The following is a 17,714-nucleotide window of genomic DNA, read 5'->3' as shown; positions in this document are numbered from 1 at the left end:
GGAAGTGGCATGTTTGACGCATGACCGAGAGCAACGAGCAGCAGTACCGGATCGAACACGACACCATGGGCGAGGTGCGGGTGCCCGTGGATGCCCTGTGGCGCGCGCAAACTCAGCGCGCCGTCGAGAACTTCCCGATCAGCGGTCGAGGTCTCGAGCGCACCCAGATACGTGCGATGGGTCTGCTGAAGGCAGCCTGTGCGCAGGTCAACAAGGATCTCGGCCTCCTCGACGCCGAGAAGGCGGATGCCATCATCGCGGCGGCGGGCGAGATCGCCGAGGGCAAGCACGACGATCAGTTCCCCATCGACGTCTTCCAAACGGGCTCGGGCACCAGTTCCAACATGAACGCCAACGAGGTGATCGCGTCGATCGCCGCGGCGAACGGTGTGGTCGTCCACCCCAACGACGATGTCAACATGTCGCAGTCGTCCAACGATACGTTTCCCACCGCGACGCACGTCGCGGCCACCGAGTCCGCGGTGAAGGACCTCCTCCCCGCCCTCGACCACCTGCGCCTGGCCCTGCTCGACAAGTCCACCGAGTGGAAGACCGTCGTGAAGTCGGGCCGCACCCACCTCATGGACGCCGTCCCGGTGACCCTCGGCCAGGAGTTCGGCGGTTACGCCCGTCAGATGGAGGCGGGGATGGAGCGGGTCGTGGCCTGCCTTCCCCGGCTCGGTGAGCTGCCCATCGGCGGCACCGCGGTCGGAACGGGGCTCAATGCCCCCGACGGGTTCGGCCCGAAGGTCGTCGCCGAACTGGTCAAGGCGACGGGAGTCGACGCCCTCACACCGGCGAAGAACAGTTTCGAGGCGCAGGCGGCGCGGGACGGGCTGGTGGAGGCGTCCGGCGCGCTGCGCACGATCGCGGTGTCCCTGACCAAGATCGCCAACGACATCCGCTGGATGGGATCGGGGCCGCTCACCGGTCTCGGCGAGATCCGTCTCCCCGACCTGCAGCCCGGCAGTTCGATCATGCCCGGCAAGGTCAATCCGGTGCTCCCGGAGGCGGCCACCCAGGTCGCCGCTCAGGTGGTCGGCAACGATGCCGCGGTCGCGTGGGGCGGTGCCGCGGGCGCGTTCGAGCTCAACGTCTACATCCCGATGATGGCGCGGAACCTGCTCGAATCGTTGAAATTGCTGGCCAACGTCACGCGGCTGTTCGCCGACCGGTGCGTCGTGGGGCTCGTCGCGAACACCGAGCACCTCAAGACCCTCGCGGAATCGTCGCCGTCCATCGTGACGCCACTGAACTCCGCGATCGGGTACGAGGAGGCCGCGGCTGTCGCCAAGCAGGCGCTGAAGGAGAAGAAGACCATCCGCGAGACCGTCGTCGCCCGCGGTCTGATCGGCGACAAGCTGAGCGAGGAGGAACTCGACAAGCGTCTCGACGTGCTGGCGATGGCGAAGGTCAAGGACTGACCCGGCCGACGGAGAGGGCCCGCACTCGCCGGAGTGCGGGCCCTCTCGCGCAGAAGTCCTACAGCAGCGCGGACAGCTCGTCGCGGGCCTTCTCGCCCTCCGGGCCGAGATCGGTGCGCCCAGCGATGTTCCAGGAGCGAAGCAGCGGCGCGAACACCTTCTCCCCCTGCTGGGCGGGGTCGTAGATGCCGGCCTCGGCGAGCACGGCGGTGCTGTCGGTTCCGCCGGGCAGGGCCACGCTCGGCACGTCGAAGGCCTCGATCCGCGATGCGATGGCCCGCATCGTCTGGTCGGGTACCAGCTCGAACGCGGCCTCGACGATGTTCCGGTAGAACAGCGACTGCAGTTCGTCGTCCGTGGCCAGCCGCTCGGCGATCACGGCCACCAGCGGGTCCTCGCCGAGTGCTGCCGTGTTGTGATGACGCACCGCCGCGGCCTTCTCCTCGAACGCGGAGTTCGCGAGCATCTCGAGCAGGTGCATCGGCGGCATCGCGTAGCCGCGGACCATCTCGTCCATCCGGGCGCGCTCGAGGGCGACGGGGTCGACGGCGCGCGTCACCATCAGGTAGTTCCGGAGCACGATGGAGTGCCGGTTCTCCTCCGCAGTCCAGCGGCCCACCCAGCGCCACCACGGGCCCACCTGGGCGAGGTGCTTGGCGATCTCCCGGTGGTACGCGGGGACGTTGTCCGCCACCAGCACACCCACCGTCAGTGCGAGCGCCTCGACGTCGCTCAGGGTCGACTGATCTGCCGACCAATCCGTTCCACCCATGAACGCGAAGTTCTTGCCCTGGTCCCACGGGACCAGATCGTGCGGCTGCCAGCCGTCCGCCTCGGCGATGTGACGTGTGAGGTTTTCGTCCACCACCGGGGCCAGCTCACTGAGCAGCTGCGAGTCATTCTTTTCAATCGGCATCCGCACACCGTAGCGTCCGCGCCCGGGCGCCGGGTCGACCACTGGTGAATTCGACGGGAACAACGGCGGCGTTGTGACGAAAACAGCCTGGTCATGGGCTTGCAGTCGTTACGCTGGCAGTTCACGGTTACCCCGGGCCCGAGCAGAGGATCACCCATGCGCAGACAGCGGAACCTGACGATACTTCTGTCGGCTCTCGCGCTCGGCGGGTCACTGGTGACGGGTTGCGGCTCCGACGCAGACGACGCCGGTTCCGCCTCGACGTCCGGCGCGAACCCCACCTCGGAGTCGTCGCAACCGAACCCGGGGACGGTCGCGGGCGTCGATATCCCGGACGGTCAGATCGACGACGCCGTGGGCCGTCTCGACGACCTGGCGAACGAGCTGATGGAGAGTTCCGGACTGCCGGGCATGGCGGTCGCCGTCGTCCACGGTGGGCAGACCGTGTACGCGAAGGGATTCGGCGTGCGCGAGGCCGGCACCGATCAGAAGGTGGACGCCGACACCGTGTTCCAGCTGGCGTCGATGTCGAAATCGGTGGGGTCCACGGTGGTGGCCCACCAGGTCGATGCCGGTGTCGTCGGCTGGGACACTCCCGTGGTGTCCAAGTCGCCCGGTTTCGCCCTCGCGGACCCGTGGGTCACCGAGCACGTCACGGTGGGCGATCTGTACTCGCACCGGTCCGGGTTGCCCGACCATGCCGGCGATCTGCTCGAGGACCTGGGTTACAACCAGCAGCAGGTGCTCGACAAGCTCCGGCTCGAACCGCTGAACCCGTTCCGGATCACCTACGAGTACACCAACTTCGGCCTCACCGCGGCGGCGGAGGCCGTCGCGGCGGCGTCCGGGACGGACTGGGCCACGCTGTCCGAGCAGACGATCTACCAGCCGCTGGGGATGTCGTCCACGAGTTCGCGATTCGCCGACTATCAGGCCCGCAGCGACCGCGCTGTCGCGCACCAACTCGTCGACGGCAAGTACGTCGCCGACGCGGTACGCGACCCCGACGCGCAGTCCCCCGCAGGCGGGGTGAGCTCCTCCGTCAACGACATGGGCAAATGGCTGGCGATGCTGTTGGCCGACGGAACGTTCGAGGGCAAGGAGATCGTGTCACCCGAGGCACTGCTCCCCGCGGTCAGTCCTCAGATGGTGTCCAGCCCACCGCGGTCGATGGACAGCCGTCCGGGGTCGTACGGGTACGGGTTCAACGTCTCGACCACCCCGGCAGGGCGGGTTTCCCTCAGCCATTCGGGCGGGTTCCAGCTCGGGGTGGCGACGAATTTCGTCGCGATACCGTCCGCCGACGTCGCCATCGTCGCGCTGACCAACGGGTCGCCCATCGGCATCCCCGAGTCCCTCACCGCCGAGTTCGCCGACCTCGTGCAGTTCGGGGAGATCCGCGAGGACTGGAGGTCGTTGTACCGGCAGGCCATCGCGCCGATGGACGAGCCCGAGGGCAGTCTCGTCGGCCAGACGGCCCCCACGAACCCGGCACCGCCGCAGCCCCTCCCGACCTACGCAGGCACCTACGGCAACCCGTACTGGGGTCCCGCCGTCGTCACCGAGAGCAACGGTGCGCTGACGCTCCAACTCGGACCCGCCGGGCAGACCTTCCCACTCACCCACTGGGACGGCGACACCTTCACTTTCACACCCCGCGGTGAGAACGCCCCACCCGGAACCATCTCGAAGGCCACGTTCGCCGGCAACAACGTCACACTCGAGTTCTACGACACGGAAGGCCGGGGGACATTCGTCCGCTGAGCCGACACATCGACCGGGAGAAGATCATGAGCACGAACTCGCACGCACCCACGGGAACCGCTCGAACGGACACGGCAGATGTCCAGGTGGTCCGGGCATTCCTGGACGCACTCGTCGCCGGCGACCCGGACGCCGCGCAGCAGTATCTGCACCAGGACATCGTGTGGCACAACGTGTCCCTGCCCAAGATCCGCGGCCTCGGCTCCGTCACGCGGATACTCCGCGGAATGAGCCGCCCCGGTGTCGGATTCGACGTGCGCCTGCACCACATCGCCGGCGACGGTACGGCCGTGCTGACCGAACGCACGGACGTCCTGATCTACAAGCGGCTGCGCAGCGAATTCTGGGTGTGCGGCACGTTCGAGATGAAGGACGGCAAGATCGCCGTCTGGCGCGACTACTTCAGCAACCGAGACTTCCTGTGGGGCACGCTCAAAGGTATCGTGCGCGCCTTCTGACGTTTCCGCCCGATGTCGCACGGACCGTGCGACATCGGGCGGATCACGCTGCGGGGCAGGCGCCTACGGCGTCGGCCCAAACTCCTCCAGCATCTCCGTCACGAGCGCCGCGATCGGCGAACGCTCACTGCGCGTCAACGTGATGTGCGCGAACAGCGGATGCCCCTTGAGCTTCTCGATCACCGCGGCCACACCGTCGTGACGTCCGACCCTCAGGTTGTCGCGCTGCGCGACGTCGTGAGTGAGGATCACCCGGGAGCCGGTGCCGAGCCGGGAGAGCACCGTGAGCAGCACGTTGCGTTCCAGGGACTGCGCCTCGTCCACGATCACGAACGAATCGTGCAGTGACCGGCCGCGAATATGCGTGAGTGGCAACACTTCCAGCATGCCGCGGCTGATCACCTCGTCCATCACCTCGGTGCTGGCGAGGCCGTCGAGAGTGTCGAAGACCGCCTGGGCCCACGGGCCCATCTTCTCGCTCTCACTACCCGGCAGGTAGCCGAGTTCCTGCCCACCCACCGCGTAGAGCGGCCGGAAGACAACGACTTTCCGCTGGGTACGGCGCTCGAGCACCGCCTCCAGCCCCGCCGTCAACGCCAGCGCCGACTTGCCGGTGCCCGCCTTGCCGCCCAGCGACACGATGCCCACACTGTCGTCCAGCAGGATGTCCAGGGCGATCCGCTGCTCGGCCGAACGTCCGTGCAGACCGAATGCCTCACGCTCCCCCCGGACCAACTGCACCCGCTTGTCGGCGTTCACCCGGCCCAGTGCGCTCGACGAACCGCCCAGCAGCCGAATACCCGTGTGGCACGGAAGTTCCCGAGCCTCCTCCAGATCGACGACACCCTCGGAGAACAGTTCGTCGATCGACGAGGACGCCACATCCAGTTCGGTCATACCCGTCCAACCGGACGGAACGACGTCGTGGGCGTGGTACTCGTCGGCGGGAAGACCCACCGCACCGGCCTTCACACGCAGCGGGATATCCTTGCTGACCAGGACGACGTCACCGCCCTCGGCCTCAAGGTTCAGGGCGCAGGCCAGGATCCTCGAATCGTTGCTGTCCGTGCGGAATCCGACCGGGAGAACCGACGGGTCGGTGTGGTTCAGCTCGACCTGCAGGGTGCCGCCCTCGGTGCCGATCGGCACGGGCTGGTCGAGACGACCGTACTCCAGACGGAGGTCGTCGAGCATGCGCAGCGATTCTCTTGCGAACCATCCCAACTCGTGGTGGTGCCGCTTCCCTTCGAGCTCGCTGATCACGACGAGGGGAAGCACCACACGGTGCTCGGCGAACCTGGTGACGGCCCAGGGGTCGGACAGCAGTACGGAGGTGTCGAGTACGAATGTACGAACTGCAGAATCCGACGATTTCCTGGGGGCGGCGGACGAACGTCCGACGCGGGCTGAGACGGAGCGTGAAGCAGTCACGTTGGCTCCTAGGTCTGCGTGGCACCCACGCAAACTCGGTTCGCTGGACCGGTCCGTCCCTGGTGTGTCACCACACGAGGGCCGGGCGCCGGCCCCCTCGCACTGAGTGTGTCAGCCACGATCAGGACCTCCCGTACAAGCAACTTCCCCGCTGCCTGTTACCCCCGACGGTACTGCCAAACACGCCGGACGGCCGTGCGAGCGGCGGGCGTGTCGGTGAACATCAAGTTACGCGGAGGCGCCTGCGGCGCCCGTGCGTGGTTAACGAGTCCTTGCACTCGCAGGCCACGCACGGGCGGTGGAGCCGCCTAGATCAGGCGCCAGTCCTCGAGTCCCTCGTACAGCGGGAAGTCGGCGGCGAGCTTGGACACGCGAGACTTCAGCGTCTCGACGTCGGACGATCCGGCGAGTGCGGTGCCGATGATGTCGGCGACCTCGGTGAACTGCTCGTCCCCGAATCCACGCGATGCGAGCGCCGCGGTGCCGATCCGGAGGCCGGACGTGACCATCGGCGGGCGCGGGTCGAACGGCACCGCGTTGCGGTTGACGGTGATGCCGACCTCGTGGAGAAGGTCCTCACCCTGCTGGCCGTCGAGCTGCGAGTTGCGCAGGTCGACGAGCACGAGGTGCACGTCGGTGCCGCCGGTGAGGACGCTGACACCCTTGTCGACGACATCGGCGCCGGTCAGACGCTCGGCGAGGATCTTGGCGCCGGTCAGGGTGCGCTGCTGACGGTCCTTGAACTCCTCGGTGCCCGCGATCTTCAGGGAGACTGCCTTGGCGGCGATGGCGTGCATCAGCGGCCCGCCCTGCTGGCCGGGGAAGACGGCGGAGTTGAGCTTCTTCGCCCACTCCTGCTTGGCGAGGATCAGGCCGGAGCGCGGCCCGCCGAGCGTCTTGTGGACGGTGCTGGACACGACGTCGGCGTAGGGCACGGGCGACGGGTGCAGCCCGGCAGCGACCAGGCCCGCGAAGTGCGCCATGTCGACCCACAGGTACGCGCCGACCTCGTCGGCGATCGACCGGAACGCGGCGAAGTCCTCGTGACGCGGGTACGCGGACCAGCCGGCGACGATGACCTTCGGCTGCGCGGCGACAGCGATCTTGCGGACCTCGTCCATGTCGATGCGGTGGTCTTCCTTGCTGACCCCGTACGACTCGACGTCGTAGAGCTTGCCGGAGAAGTTCAGCTTCATGCCGTGCGTGAGGTGGCCGCCGTGCGCCAGGTCGAGGCCGAGGAGCTTCTCACCCGGGTTCATCAGGGCCATCAGGACCGCCGCGTTGGCCTGTGCGCCGGAGTGCGGCTGGACGTTCGCGAAGTCGGCGCCGAACAGTTCCTTGGCGCGGGTGCGGGCGAGATCCTCGATGACGTCGACGTGCTCGCAGCCGCCGTAGTAGCGGCGTCCCGGGTATCCCTCGGCGTACTTGTTGGTGAGGACGCTGCCCTGAGCCTGGAGGACCGCGCGGGGAACGAAGTTCTCCGACGCGATCATCTCCAGCGTGTCGCGCTGACGGGCCAGCTCACCTGCCATGGCCTGGGCGACTTCGGGGTCGAGTTCGGCGAGGGGGGCCGTGTTGACGTCGGTACCGGGCACAGCGGTCATCGAGGGATCTCCAAGCTGGATGCGGAAACGAATGCTCCCAGTCTACGAAGTATCCGTGAGGACTTCCTAACCGCCCGCGGTGAGGTACCCCTCACCGGCGCGCAGGACGCTGGGAACGAGCGGCTCGTCGAGCAGTCGACGGAACCGCTCCGACCGCTCCGCGCCGACGGGCACCTCGGCCAGCCAGCCGCCGAGCAGGCGGTATCCCTCCACGTAGGTGCTGGTGTACGCCCGCCACAGCGGCGAGGACAGGAACCGCAGCGACTGCCGGGCCCGCTCGGGGGTCGACAGACTCCACCGCTGCAGGAACGCCGCGACGTCGTCGTGGCTGCGACCCTCGTCGTGCAGCATCATCGCCGCGTCCTGCCGCACACCGAGCAGCTGCCCGGACGCCCCGGACAAACGTTGCGCCTGCTCACCGTCGAATCGCAGGCCGAGGTCGGCGTAGATTTCCTGCGCCCACAGCCCCCAGTCGGACCCGACGATCGATTCGAGCGCGAGGTCCGCGAGGCCCTCGGCCATCAGGCACTGCGGGGTGTTGACGACGAACAACGTCTGCTCGAGCTGTCCCGACCCGACGAGTCCGGCTTCCTTGCGGCAGTGCTCGGTGTGGTGGCCGGGGTACGACTCGTGCGCGATCAGCCGCGGCAGGTTCGACATGTGCTGCTCGAGGTCGGAGTTGATCGCGACCCGGGACCGGTAGTCGCCGAGGTAGTAGTTGAACCCCGACCACGGCTTGTCGCCCACCACCTCGTACTCCACGACCTCCGAGTCGGGCAGTGCGTAATGCTCCCGCACGAGGTCGCGCAGGGCACTCGAGAAGGCGTCGACACATTCCTGCAACCGGTCCGCGGGGATCTCGTCCTTCGCGCGGTGGGCCTGGATGCGTTCGGCGAGCGGCCCCGTTCCGGGCAGCACGGCGTCCATCTTGCGGTGCGCCTCCCGGTACTGCTCCTCGTCGCCGCGTTCGATGCGGACGTCGAAGTACGCCTCGACCTCGTCGACGAAACCGACGTCGTCGCCCGCGAACTTTCGCCCCGAGCATTCGAGGGCACGGAGATGGACGTCGAGGAACCGGGTCCGCTCCTCGGACAATCCGGCCGACGGCAATTCCGCGCGGAGGTTCGCCGCCGTGCGCGCGAGGTCGCGCGGATCGGGCTTCGGCGCGTTCTCCACCTGCCTGCGCAGCGCGGGATCGCCGGTATACGCGTCGACGAATCCTTCCTCCAGCCGGTCGAAACCCAGCCCGAGCAGCAAGTATTCGCGTACGAACGAAACGGATTCCATGCCGTCCGACCTTAGTCGCAGACGCGTGTTCCCGACCCGCCGACAGCGCAGCCTGTGGCACCAAGCACAATCCGACTATGCAACCGCTACTCGCCAGCGCAACGACGACGGCAGAGATTCTGGGCATGGACCGCTCACTCCCCCGTGTACCCGAGTGTGAGCGGAACTGATGGCGCGGACGAGCGAGTCCAGTCCGTACGTCGAATTCGACCGGAAGCAGTGGCGCACACTGCGTAAGTCGACGCCACTCGTCCTGACCGAGGAAGAGCTGTACGGACTGCGGGGCCTCGGCGAGCAGATCGACCTCGAAGAGGTCGCGGAGGTGTACCTGCCGCTGTCGCGTCTCATCCACCTGCAGGTCGCGGCCAGGCAGCGACTGTTCGCCGCGACCGCGACGTTCCTCGGCGAGAAGCACCCCGACCAGCAGGTGCCGTTCGTGATCGGCGTCGCCGGCAGTGTGGCGGTCGGCAAATCCACCACGGCCCGTGTCCTCCAGGCCCTCCTCGCGCGGTGGGAGCACCACCCGCGCGTCGACCTGGTGACGACGGACGGCTTCCTGTATCCGACGGCCGAACTGAACCGCCGTGGGATCATGCACCGCAAGGGCTTTCCCGAGAGTTACGACCGCCGGAAGTTGCTGCGGTTCGTCACCGAGGTGAAGTCGGGGGCAGAGGAAGTGGCCGCACCGGTCTATTCACACATCTCGTACGACATCATCCCGGGCCAGTACCACCTGATCCGGCAGCCCGACATCCTCATCATCGAGGGTCTCAACGTGCTGCAGACCGGACCACGGCTGATGGTGTCGGATCTGTTCGACTTCTCGATCTACGTCGACGCCCGCATCGAGGACATCGAGAACTGGTACATCCAGCGTTTTCTCGCGCTGCGGAAGACGTCGTTCTCCGACCCCGACGCGCACTTCCACCACTATGCGGGATTGTCCGACCGGGACGCGACGGCTGCCGCTCAGGAGATCTGGCACAACATCAACCGGCCGAACCTCGTGGAGAACATCTTGCCGACGCGTCCGCGTGCCACGCTCGTGCTGCGCAAGGACGCCAATCATTCGATCAACCGGCTGCGGCTGCGGAAGCTGTAGGTGAGTGGCGAAGTGTGTTCCGGCACGCTTCGCCACTCACGTCAGACGCCGAAGCGGCGGTGCCGGGCGGCGTAGTCGCGGAGCGCGCGGAGGAAGTCGACGCGGCGGAACTCGGGCCAGTACGCCTCGGTGAACCAGATCTCGGAATAGGCACTCTGCCACAGCAGGAACCCCGACAGCCGCTGCTCCCCCGACGTGCGGATCACGAGGTCGGGGTCGGGCTGGCCGGACGTGTAGAGGTGACCGTCGATGCCGTCGACTGTGATCGATTTCACCAGTTCGTCCCCCGACAGTCCCGCGAGGAGTTTCTCGCTCAGCAGCGACTGCACGGCGTCGGCGATCTCCTGGCGGCCGCCGTAGCCGATCGCGACGTTGACGTGGGTGCCGGTGCGCCCCTCGGTCCCGGCAGCCGCGTCACGCAGACGGCGGGACTGTTCGGAGGGCAGGAGGTCGAGGGCGCCGACGATCTTGACGCTCCAGTTCTTGTCGGGGCCGGAGATCTCCTCGACGACATCCGTGATGATCTCGAGCAGGGTGTCGAGTTCCCCGGGGTCGCGGCGCAGGTTCTCGGTGGACAGCAGGTAGATGGTGGCCATCTCGATGCCCGCGGCGTCGCACCACCCGAGCATCTCGGAGATCTTCAGGGCACCCATGCGGTGGCCGTGACTGACGTCCTCGAAGCCGTTTTCCCGGGCCCACCGCCGGTTGCCGTCGCACATCACGGCAATGTGCCGAGGGTGCTGTAGACCGTCGAGCCGCTTCAGTAGCCGACGCTCGTAGATGCTGTACAGCAGTCCTCGCGCACTCACCTGGAGATCACCATGACACGCAAGAGTACGCCGCACCCGAAGGTGATCCGCGACGGCCGTCACACAGCACACGGCTTGCCGCTACCGACGGGTACGCTCTCACCACAAGCTAACCTACGGTTGCGTAGGTTAGCGCCACGCACAGCGAGAAGAGGTGTTCAGTGACCGCTTTCGGCCTCGACGAACTGCCCGTCAAACCCCGATTGCGAGGGTGGATCCACCTGTGGGCGTTCGGCGTCTCCGTGATCGCCGGCATCGTCCTCGTCACACTGTCGGGCACCCAGGTGTCCGGGAAAGCGGCGCTCGCCACCGCCGTCTACAGCCTCACGGTGTGCGGTGTGTTCGGGGTCAGCGCCACCTACCACCGCATCCACTGGAACACCGTCAAGGCCCGCACGTGGATGAAACGCGCGGACCACTCGATGATCTTCCTGTTCATCGCCGGCAGCTACACCCCGTTCGCGGTCCTGGGGCTTCCGCCCGACACGGGCCGGACGCTGCTGATCGTCGTGTGGGCGGGGGCGCTCGCCGGGGTCGCACTGAAAATGCTGTGGCCGACGGCACCGCGCTGGGTCGGGGTGCCGCTCTACCTGCTGCTCGGCTGGGCCATCGTGCCGGTCGCACCCGAACTGACGCACGAGGTCGGCGTCGTCCCGATGGTGCTGCTGCTGATCGGCGGCATCCTGTACTCGGTGGGCGCGATCCTCTACGCCACCAAGTGGCCCAACCCCTGGCCGACCACGTTCGGTCATCACGAGTTCTTCCACGCCGCCACCGTCATCGCGGCCCTGTGCCACTACATCGCCGTGTGGCTGGTGGTGTTCCGCTAGGCCGGACTACCGGCTCAACGCGACACCCAGGTCCTCGATCGTCGTCACCGGGCGGTCGCACACGAACCCGCGGCACACGTACGCCGCGGACGCGCCGCCGACCAGCGGCCGGTCGGCGAGCAGCGGTGACGAGTCCGGTGCGCCGCCTACCACGACGGCACCACCGGGAGCGAGTCTGCGCGCCTCCCGGAGCAGGGCGGAATCGCCGTCGGTTGCGACGGCCACCTGGATCGGGCCGCGCACCGACGCCTCCGCCACTGCGAGCCAGTGCCCGGCCGATCGCGGTGCGCGCTCCAGAAGCAGTGCCACCCGGTCGAGCGATTCGGCGGCCGCGGTCGCGTACCGTCCCGACGCCTCCGCGTCGGCCACCGCAGCCGCGGTGAGCAGCGCCTCGACCAGACACGACGCCCCGGACGGCGTCGCACCGTCGACCGGGTCGCGGGGACGGGTCACCAGGGACTCGGCGTCGTCGGCGGTGTCGAACCAGCTTCCCGGCCGCTCGTCGTCGGCGAAATGGATCAGGGCGCGGTCCAGCAGCGCCTGCGCGTGCGTCAGCCACTCACTGTCGCCGGTCGCCTGATACAGCGCGAGGAGGCCCGTCGCCAGGCAGGCGTAGTCCTCGAGTACCCCCGCCGATTCGCCCACCGACGTTCCCAGGGACGCCCTCCGCAGGCGCCCGTCGACGACGTGCAATCCCAGCACCGCACGCGCGCAGTCGGCGGCCGCGGCCACCCACTCCGGCCTGCCGAGCCCGGCACCGGCCTCGGCGAGCGCGGTGATCGTGAGTCCGTTCCAGGCGGTGACCACCTTGTCGTCGCGTCCCGGCTGCGGCCGCATCGCACGCCGGGCGAGCAGCGTGCCCCGGATCCGGCGCCAGCGGTCCCAGTCGTCCGGATCGTGCGGAAGCTGCAGGACGGACGTGCCCGCCTCGAACGTCCCGTCCGCAGTCACCGCGAACACCCGGGCCGCCCACTCCCCGTCCTCGGTCCCGAGGATCTCGACGAGCTGCCCAGGGGTCCACACGTACGTGAGTCCCTCGACACCCTCCGTGTCGGCGTCGAGGGCGGACGCGAACGACCCGTTGTCGGTGCGCAGATCGCGCAGCAGGAACTCGACGGTCTCCTCGGTGACCCGGACGGCCAGGTCCGAGCCCGTGCGCCGGCCCAGGTGCGCGTACGCGCGCAGCAGCTGGGCGTTGTCGTAGAGCATCTTCTCGAAGTGCGGCACCACCCACGCGGCGTCGACCGAATAGCGGGCGAAACCGCCGCCGAGCTGGTCGTAGATGCCGCCGCGCGCCATCGCCGACGCCGTCCGCGCCACGACGCCGAGCACCTCCTCGGCACCGGACCGCTCGTACGTGCGCAGCAGGCCTTCCATCAGCGCGGACGGCGGAAACTTGGGGGCTCCGCCGAACCCGCCGCGGTCGGCGTCCTCGTCCCGCAGCACGGCTCCGGCGGCCGCATCCAGCAGGGCCGCGTCCACTCGGACATCACCCTCGGGGATGCCGCCGGCTCCCCGCCGCAGTTCGGCGACCACCGAGGCGGCCGCGTCGTCGACGTCACCGCGGCGGTCCCGCCACGTGTCGGCGATGGCGCTCAGCAGCTGGGTGAACGACGGCATGCCGCCGCGCGGCTCGGCCGGGTAGTAGGTGCCGCAGTAGAACGGGGCGCCGTCGGGAGTGAGGAAGCACGTCATCGGCCAGCCACCCTGACCGGTCATCGCGACGGTGGCGTTCATGTACACGGCATCGAGGTCGGGACGCTCCTCACGGTCGACCTTGACGCACACGAAATGCTCGTTCATCAGCGACGCCACCGCCTCGTCCTCGAAGGACTCGTGGGCCATCACGTGGCACCAGTGGCACGCCGAGTATCCGATCGACAACAGGATCGGGACGTCCCGCTCGCGCGCCCACTCGGTCGCCTCCGGACCCCACTGCTGCCAGTGCACGGGGTTGGCGGCGTGCTGTCGCAGATAGGGGCTGGTGGACCCACCGAGTGTGTTCTGTGCGCGTGGGTCCATCTCCAGCTCCTGTTCGACTATTTCTGCAGGTTGGGTGGGGTGTCCGTGGGCTTCGGCGGTTCGGTGCTGCTCGCCCCGCCACCGTGGATCGCGCCGCGGTCGGTGCCCTCGTCCACTTCCTGGTCCGGTTCGGGATGCTCCGGCTCGAACGTCTCGGGCAGATTCTTGAGCTTCTTGTTCATCGAACGCACCAGCAGCACCACACCCGCGAGCAGCGCGAGAATGACGACGAGGCCGATGGGCGACGCCTTGCCGAACTCGGGGCCCGACGGGGTGCTCGGCGTCTGCGCCAGGACGTCCGCCGTGCCGGCCAACAGGTTCACGGTCAACGCATTCACGGCTGTCCGTCCTCGGTGATGCCCGCGAACAGGTCGTTCTCCGGGATGGAGGTGGTGACCCGGGTCTTGGCGAGTTCGAATTCCTCGGTCGGCCAGATCTTCTGCTGGATTTCCAGCGGAACCGCGAAGAACGAGCCGTTCGGATCGATCTGCGTCGCGTGGGCCCGCAACGCGTCGTCACGCTGCGGGAAGTAGTCGCCGCACGTGATCTGGGTGGTGACGCGTGCCATCAGGTCGCCCTGCTCGGTCTTCCACTTCTTGAGCCACTCGGCCATCGGGAACTCTTCGCCCCGGCGGTCGTACTCCTCCTGGAACTGCAGCAGACGCTTCCGGATGAAGCCGTGCGAGTAGTAGACCTTCTGCACCTTCCACGGTTCCCCGGCGTCGGGGAACCGCTCCGGGTCGGCAGCGGCCTCGTACGCGGCCATCGACACCTCGTGGCAGCGGATGTGATCGGGGTGCGGGTAGCCGCCGTTCTCGTCGTACGTGGTCATGACGTGCGGACGGAACTCGCGGATCACCCGCACGAGGGCCTCGGTCGACTCCTCGAGCGGAACGAGCGCGAAGCAGCCCTCCGGCAGCGGCGGCTTCGGGTCGCCCTCGGGCAGACCGGAGTCGACGAATCCCAGCCACTGGTGCTGGACTCCGAGGATGCGCGCGGCCTCCGCCATCTCCTCGATGCGGACCTCGTGGATGCGGTCACGCACCCCGGGCACGTCCATCGCGGGGTTGAGGATGTCGCCACGTTCACCCCCGGTCAACGTCACGACCTTCACTTCGTTGCCCTCTGCGGCGTAACGGGCCGTTGTCGCGGCACCCTTGCTCGACTCGTCGTCGGGATGGGCATGGACGGCCATGAGCCGGAATCCGCTCACGTATTCGTTCACCTCAACTTCGCCAGTAGCCGTTGCCGGCTTGTCCGTGTCGCGCGCTCTCGCCCTCCGCCATCACTGACGGCGCACTGACGCACGTCCTCTATAGTTCCACCCGAGAGTTCCGCTTGCAGCCGTGCCCCCGCTCGAGTGCTGTGAGTTACGTGGAACCGGAGCTGTACGAGAGTTGAGAGATGACGAGAACGCTTCCCCCGGGCCGATACACAGCCGCAGCAAAGCCTGCGCGCCCGAAGCGCTGGCTCGTGTGGGCGCTGACCGCGGCGGTCGTGGTCGTCGGTGTGATCGTGGCGTTCGTCGCCTACGACAAGTTCGCCGTCTCCGAGATCGACAGTGAGGCCACGTCGTTCGATCTGGTGAGTGATTCGCAGCTGGACATCACGTTCACCGTCACCCGTGAGGATCCGTCACAGGCGGCGGTCTGCATCGTCCGCTCCCGGTCCAAGGACGGTTCCGAGACCGGTCGGCGCGAGGTCTACATCGCCGGCGGCGAGGACCAGACGGTGAAAGTCACCGCCCCCGTCTACACGTCGCGCCCGCCCGCGATGGGCGACATCTACGGCTGCAGCCTGGACGTTCCTGCCTATCTGACCCGCGGCTGACACCGGCGCACCCGAGCGACCGTTCGGGTTATTCGGGGTTTGCGCTCCCCGATCGTGCTAGAATCGCCTGGTACACGGTTCCGGTTTGGAACCGTGTATTGCTGCATTGGCGGCAAGGCGGAAATCGAACGGCCCCGGCCGTCGAATTCCGCCGAGCCGTTGATCACTGCTGTTGCAGTGGTCTGTCGAGGGAGCCCGGCGGCTCCAACTACGAGGGAGTGATCGAGATGACCGAGACCCAGGTGACCTGGCTGACCCAGGAGTCACATGACAGGCTCAAGAGCGAACTCGACCAGCTCATTGCCAATCGTCCGGTCATCGCCGCCGAGATCAACGAGCGTCGCGAAGAGGGCGATCTGAAGGAGAACGGTGGCTACCACGCAGCCCGCGAAGAGCAGGGTCAGCAGGAGGCACGCATCCGCCAGCTTCAGGAACTCCTGAACAGCGCGAAGGTCGGCGAAGCGCCCACCCAGTCCGGTGTCGCACTGCCCGGTTCCGTGGTGAAGGTGTACTACGACGGCGACGAGAAAGACACCGAAACGTTCCTGATCGCCACCCGCGAAGAGGGTGCACGCGACAACAAGCTCGAGGTCTACTCCCCCAACTCCCCGCTGGGTGGGGCACTGCTCGAGGCGAAGGTCGGCGAAACCCGCGAATACACGCTGCCCAACGGCAGCAGCATGAAGGTGACGCTCGTCAGCGCGGAGCCGTACCACAGCTGATCTCGGATCCACCGCCGAAAACTCCGGTCCGGGCCCAGTGCCCGGGCCGGAGTTTTCTGCTGTGACGCCCGGGATCAGAAGACCCTGCGGGCCTTCATGTCGGCGAACACGGGGCCGATGCGCACCACGTCACCCGTCGTCGGGGCGTGCAGCATCTGGCCGTTCCCGACATAGATCGCCACGTGTCCCGGTCCACCCGACTGCCAGTTACCGAACAGCAGGTCACCGGGCCTGGCCTGCGACAGCGGCACCTCCACACCCACATGCCACTGCGTTTCCGACGTGCGGGGCAGTTTGACGCCGGTTGCGGCGTAAACAGCGAACGAGGTCAGTCCGGAGCAGTCGAAACCGCCGCCGGACGGTCCGTTGATGTTGCCGCCGCCCCACACGTACGGCAGCCCGATGAACCGCATGGCCGCCTCGACGACGCGGCTCGTGTCACCGGCGGCCGCACCGTAGAAGAACGGCGACAGCATCCGCGCGAACGACTCCTCCAGCGATCGGATCCGCGCGACGTACGGCTGCGTTTCGTGCTCGTAGTCGAACTTGCCTGCGGGCATGCCACCGGCGGTCCGGACCGCACCCGCCCCGGCGTTGTAGGCGGCGATCGTAAGGTCGAGGGTGTCACCCCTGACCACACCTTCCTTCTTCCAGCCCTCGATCTGCCCGAACAGGTCGCACAGCATCTGACCGGACGCCATCATCGGGTCGGCGACGCCGTTGATGTCGACCTTGCCGTCGCCGTCCGCGTCCTTGCCGTACTTGGCCCAGGCCGGGGGCATGAACTGGCCGGGTCCGCGGGCGCCCGCCCGGGACACCGGTGAGTTCGCGCCGTAGCGGAAACCGTTCTCGACGGAGTACAGGGCCGCCAGGGTCGGCGGCTTGATGCCCTCGCACAATGACCCGGCCTTGCGGATCCACGGAGCGAAGACGGCGACGGCGCCGACCGGCGCGAGCGAGACACCGGGGAAGCCGGCGGGGACGGACGGGATCAGCGATCCGAGTCCGCTGATCAGGGCCGGGACCCCGGGCAGAGCGGCGAGGCCCCCGATCGCCGTGCCGACGTCGGGGGCGCTCATCGCGGGCGGCTGGTCGAGTGGAGTGTCCGGGAGTGCCAGTGGGGGAACCGGGGCGGGCGGCGGCGCCGCCTCGACGGCGGGCGGCGGTGGAATGTAGGGGTCGGTTGCCTGCTTCACCACATCCGAGGCCTGGGCCACCATCTGCTCGGCCTGCACGCGGGCCGGTTCCGGGAGGGTCGATATCGCGTCGTTTACTTGTTTCTGAACGTCGGGTGAGGCCTGCTCGACCACCTGAATTGCTTCGGCTGCTTGATCTTTCACCGGCTGCGGTATGTCCGCTCCCTGAACGATTGCCCCCGCTGCGGTGGTGATCGCCACGATGATCGCCGCTGCATCAACTGACATACGTGCGCTCCTCCTCCTCGGTGCACCTAACCGAGTGAGTTCACGTTACGACGGGGCACAGCAGGTGCGAGGCGATTCTGCGGGATTGATC

Annotated in this window: 16 protein-coding genes; 7 read left to right on the top strand and 9 right to left on the bottom strand. The window is 67.7% G+C overall.

Features of this window, described 5'->3' with window-relative positions:
• Positions 1–20 precede the first annotated feature (20 nt).
• Positions 21–1,424, top strand: a complete 1,404-nt coding sequence (locus ACLIVD_RS11075; protein ID WP_283352440.1) for a class II fumarate hydratase — start codon at positions 21–23, stop codon at positions 1,422–1,424.
• A gap of 58 nt (positions 1,425–1,482) precedes the next feature.
• Here ACLIVD_RS11075 and ACLIVD_RS11070 read toward each other — a convergent pair whose 3' ends face one another.
• Positions 1,483–2,340 carry an acyl-ACP desaturase gene (locus ACLIVD_RS11070; RefSeq protein WP_095867442.1) on the bottom strand — a complete coding sequence of 286 codons (858 nt, stop codon included), beginning with the start codon at positions 2,338–2,340 and terminating at the stop codon, positions 1,483–1,485.
• A gap of 156 nt (positions 2,341–2,496) precedes the next feature.
• Here ACLIVD_RS11070 and ACLIVD_RS11065 point away from each other — a divergent pair, with 156 nt between their 5' ends.
• A complete protein-coding gene (locus ACLIVD_RS11065; RefSeq protein WP_283352441.1) occupies positions 2,497–4,104 on the top strand; it encodes a serine hydrolase in 1,608 nt (535 codons plus the stop codon).
• Between the two features lie 26 nt (positions 4,105–4,130).
• Positions 4,131–4,562, top strand: a complete 432-nt coding sequence (locus tag ACLIVD_RS11060) for a limonene-1,2-epoxide hydrolase family protein (RefSeq protein WP_477953551.1) — start codon at positions 4,131–4,133, stop codon at positions 4,560–4,562.
• Positions 4,563–4,625: 63 nt separating this feature from the next.
• Here the strand turns inward: ACLIVD_RS11060 and phoH2 are convergent, their stop codons facing one another.
• The 3 genes from phoH2 to ACLIVD_RS11045 all read right to left on the bottom strand — a co-directional run bounded on the left by phoH2 (position 4,626) and on the right by ACLIVD_RS11045 (position 8,884).
• Positions 4,626–5,993: an RNA 5'-3' helicase PhoH2 gene (gene phoH2, locus ACLIVD_RS11055; RefSeq protein ID WP_025432159.1), complete on the bottom strand. Its 1,368-nt coding sequence runs from the start codon at positions 5,991–5,993 to the stop codon at positions 4,626–4,628.
• Between the two features lie 308 nt (positions 5,994–6,301).
• A complete protein-coding gene (glyA, locus tag ACLIVD_RS11050) occupies positions 6,302–7,597 on the bottom strand; it encodes a serine hydroxymethyltransferase (protein WP_005253714.1) in 1,296 nt (431 codons plus the stop codon).
• 66 nt (positions 7,598–7,663) lie between these two features.
• The gene (locus ACLIVD_RS11045; RefSeq protein WP_280781539.1) at positions 7,664–8,884 is read right to left on the bottom strand and encodes a DUF885 domain-containing protein; all 1,221 of its coding nucleotides are present in this window, start codon (positions 8,882–8,884) and stop codon (positions 7,664–7,666) included.
• 169 nt (positions 8,885–9,053) lie between these two features.
• On the opposite strand from ACLIVD_RS11045, the gene coaA reads away from it, so the two are divergent.
• Positions 9,054–9,986, top strand: coding sequence for a type I pantothenate kinase (gene coaA / locus ACLIVD_RS11040; protein ID WP_009479106.1), 933 nt, complete (start codon positions 9,054–9,056; stop codon positions 9,984–9,986).
• Between the two features lie 41 nt (positions 9,987–10,027).
• On the opposite strand, the gene ACLIVD_RS11035 is transcribed toward coaA, so the two are convergent.
• On the bottom strand, positions 10,028–10,795 hold the full coding sequence (locus ACLIVD_RS11035; RefSeq protein ID WP_247252984.1) for an isoprenyl transferase: 768 nt from the start codon (positions 10,793–10,795) through the stop codon (positions 10,028–10,030).
• A 161-nt stretch (positions 10,796–10,956) separates the two neighbouring features.
• Here ACLIVD_RS11035 and trhA point away from each other — a divergent pair, with 161 nt between their 5' ends.
• Positions 10,957–11,625 carry a PAQR family membrane homeostasis protein TrhA gene (gene trhA / locus ACLIVD_RS11030; protein WP_283331357.1) on the top strand — a complete coding sequence of 223 codons (669 nt, stop codon included), beginning with the start codon at positions 10,957–10,959 and terminating at the stop codon, positions 11,623–11,625.
• Positions 11,626–11,631: 6 nt separating this feature from the next.
• Here trhA and ACLIVD_RS11025 read toward each other — a convergent pair whose 3' ends face one another.
• The 3 genes from ACLIVD_RS11025 to mca are packed head-to-tail and all read right to left on the bottom strand — an operon-like array spanning position 11,632 to position 14,860.
• Positions 11,632–13,647: a thioredoxin domain-containing protein gene (locus tag ACLIVD_RS11025; protein ID WP_283352444.1), complete on the bottom strand. Its 2,016-nt coding sequence runs from the start codon at positions 13,645–13,647 to the stop codon at positions 11,632–11,634.
• A 17-nt stretch (positions 13,648–13,664) separates the two neighbouring features.
• Complete coding sequence (locus tag ACLIVD_RS11020) at positions 13,665–13,985, bottom strand: hypothetical protein (protein WP_009479102.1); 321 nt, start codon at positions 13,983–13,985, stop codon at positions 13,665–13,667.
• Positions 13,982–14,860: a mycothiol conjugate amidase Mca gene (gene mca, locus ACLIVD_RS11015; RefSeq protein WP_011597950.1), complete on the bottom strand. Its 879-nt coding sequence runs from the start codon at positions 14,858–14,860 to the stop codon at positions 13,982–13,984. The genes ACLIVD_RS11020 and mca overlap by 4 nt, the downstream gene beginning before the upstream one ends.
• A gap of 191 nt (positions 14,861–15,051) precedes the next feature.
• On the opposite strand from mca, the gene ACLIVD_RS11010 reads away from it, so the two are divergent.
• Both ACLIVD_RS11010 and greA read left to right on the top strand, forming a co-directional pair.
• Complete coding sequence (locus ACLIVD_RS11010; RefSeq protein WP_105421465.1) at positions 15,052–15,477, top strand: DUF4307 domain-containing protein; 426 nt, start codon at positions 15,052–15,054, stop codon at positions 15,475–15,477.
• A 227-nt stretch (positions 15,478–15,704) separates the two neighbouring features.
• Complete coding sequence (greA, locus tag ACLIVD_RS11005; protein WP_005238978.1) at positions 15,705–16,199, top strand: transcription elongation factor GreA; 495 nt, start codon at positions 15,705–15,707, stop codon at positions 16,197–16,199.
• Positions 16,200–16,273: 74 nt separating this feature from the next.
• Here the strand turns inward: greA and ACLIVD_RS11000 are convergent, their stop codons facing one another.
• The gene (locus tag ACLIVD_RS11000) at positions 16,274–17,623 is read right to left on the bottom strand and encodes a C40 family peptidase (RefSeq protein ID WP_491932472.1); all 1,350 of its coding nucleotides are present in this window, start codon (positions 17,621–17,623) and stop codon (positions 16,274–16,276) included.
• Between the last annotated feature and the right edge of the window lie 91 nt (positions 17,624–17,714).

It is taken from the genome of Rhodococcus sp. G6(2025), from assembly GCF_058628105.1.
This window is presented reverse-complemented; position numbering and strand designations above follow the sequence as displayed.

Bases quoted from the DNA above. Each gene is read 5' to 3' on its own strand.
- ACLIVD_RS11075 (WP_283352440.1), top strand. From the start codon at position 21: ATGACCGAGAGCAACGAGCAGCAGTACCGGATCGAACACGACACCATG.
- glyA (WP_005253714.1), bottom strand. From the start codon at position 7,597: ATGACCGCTGTGCCCGGTACCGACGTCAACACGGCCCCCCTCGCCGAA.
- ACLIVD_RS11070 (WP_095867442.1), bottom strand. From the start codon at position 2,340: ATGCCGATTGAAAAGAATGACTCGCAGCTGCTCAGTGAGCTGGCCCCG.
- ACLIVD_RS11060 (WP_477953551.1), top strand. From the start codon at position 4,131: ATGAGCACGAACTCGCACGCACCCACGGGAACCGCTCGAACGGACACG.
- ACLIVD_RS11025 (WP_283352444.1), bottom strand. From the start codon at position 13,647: ATGGACCCACGCGCACAGAACACACTCGGTGGGTCCACCAGCCCCTAT.
- coaA (WP_009479106.1), top strand. From the start codon at position 9,054: ATGGCGCGGACGAGCGAGTCCAGTCCGTACGTCGAATTCGACCGGAAG.
- ACLIVD_RS11065 (WP_283352441.1), top strand. From the start codon at position 2,497: ATGCGCAGACAGCGGAACCTGACGATACTTCTGTCGGCTCTCGCGCTC.
- greA (WP_005238978.1), top strand. From the start codon at position 15,705: ATGACCGAGACCCAGGTGACCTGGCTGACCCAGGAGTCACATGACAGG.
- ACLIVD_RS11045 (WP_280781539.1), bottom strand. From the start codon at position 8,884: ATGGAATCCGTTTCGTTCGTACGCGAATACTTGCTGCTCGGGCTGGGT.
- ACLIVD_RS11010 (WP_105421465.1), top strand. From the start codon at position 15,052: ATGACGAGAACGCTTCCCCCGGGCCGATACACAGCCGCAGCAAAGCCT.
- ACLIVD_RS11000 (WP_491932472.1), bottom strand. From the start codon at position 17,623: ATGTCAGTTGATGCAGCGGCGATCATCGTGGCGATCACCACCGCAGCG.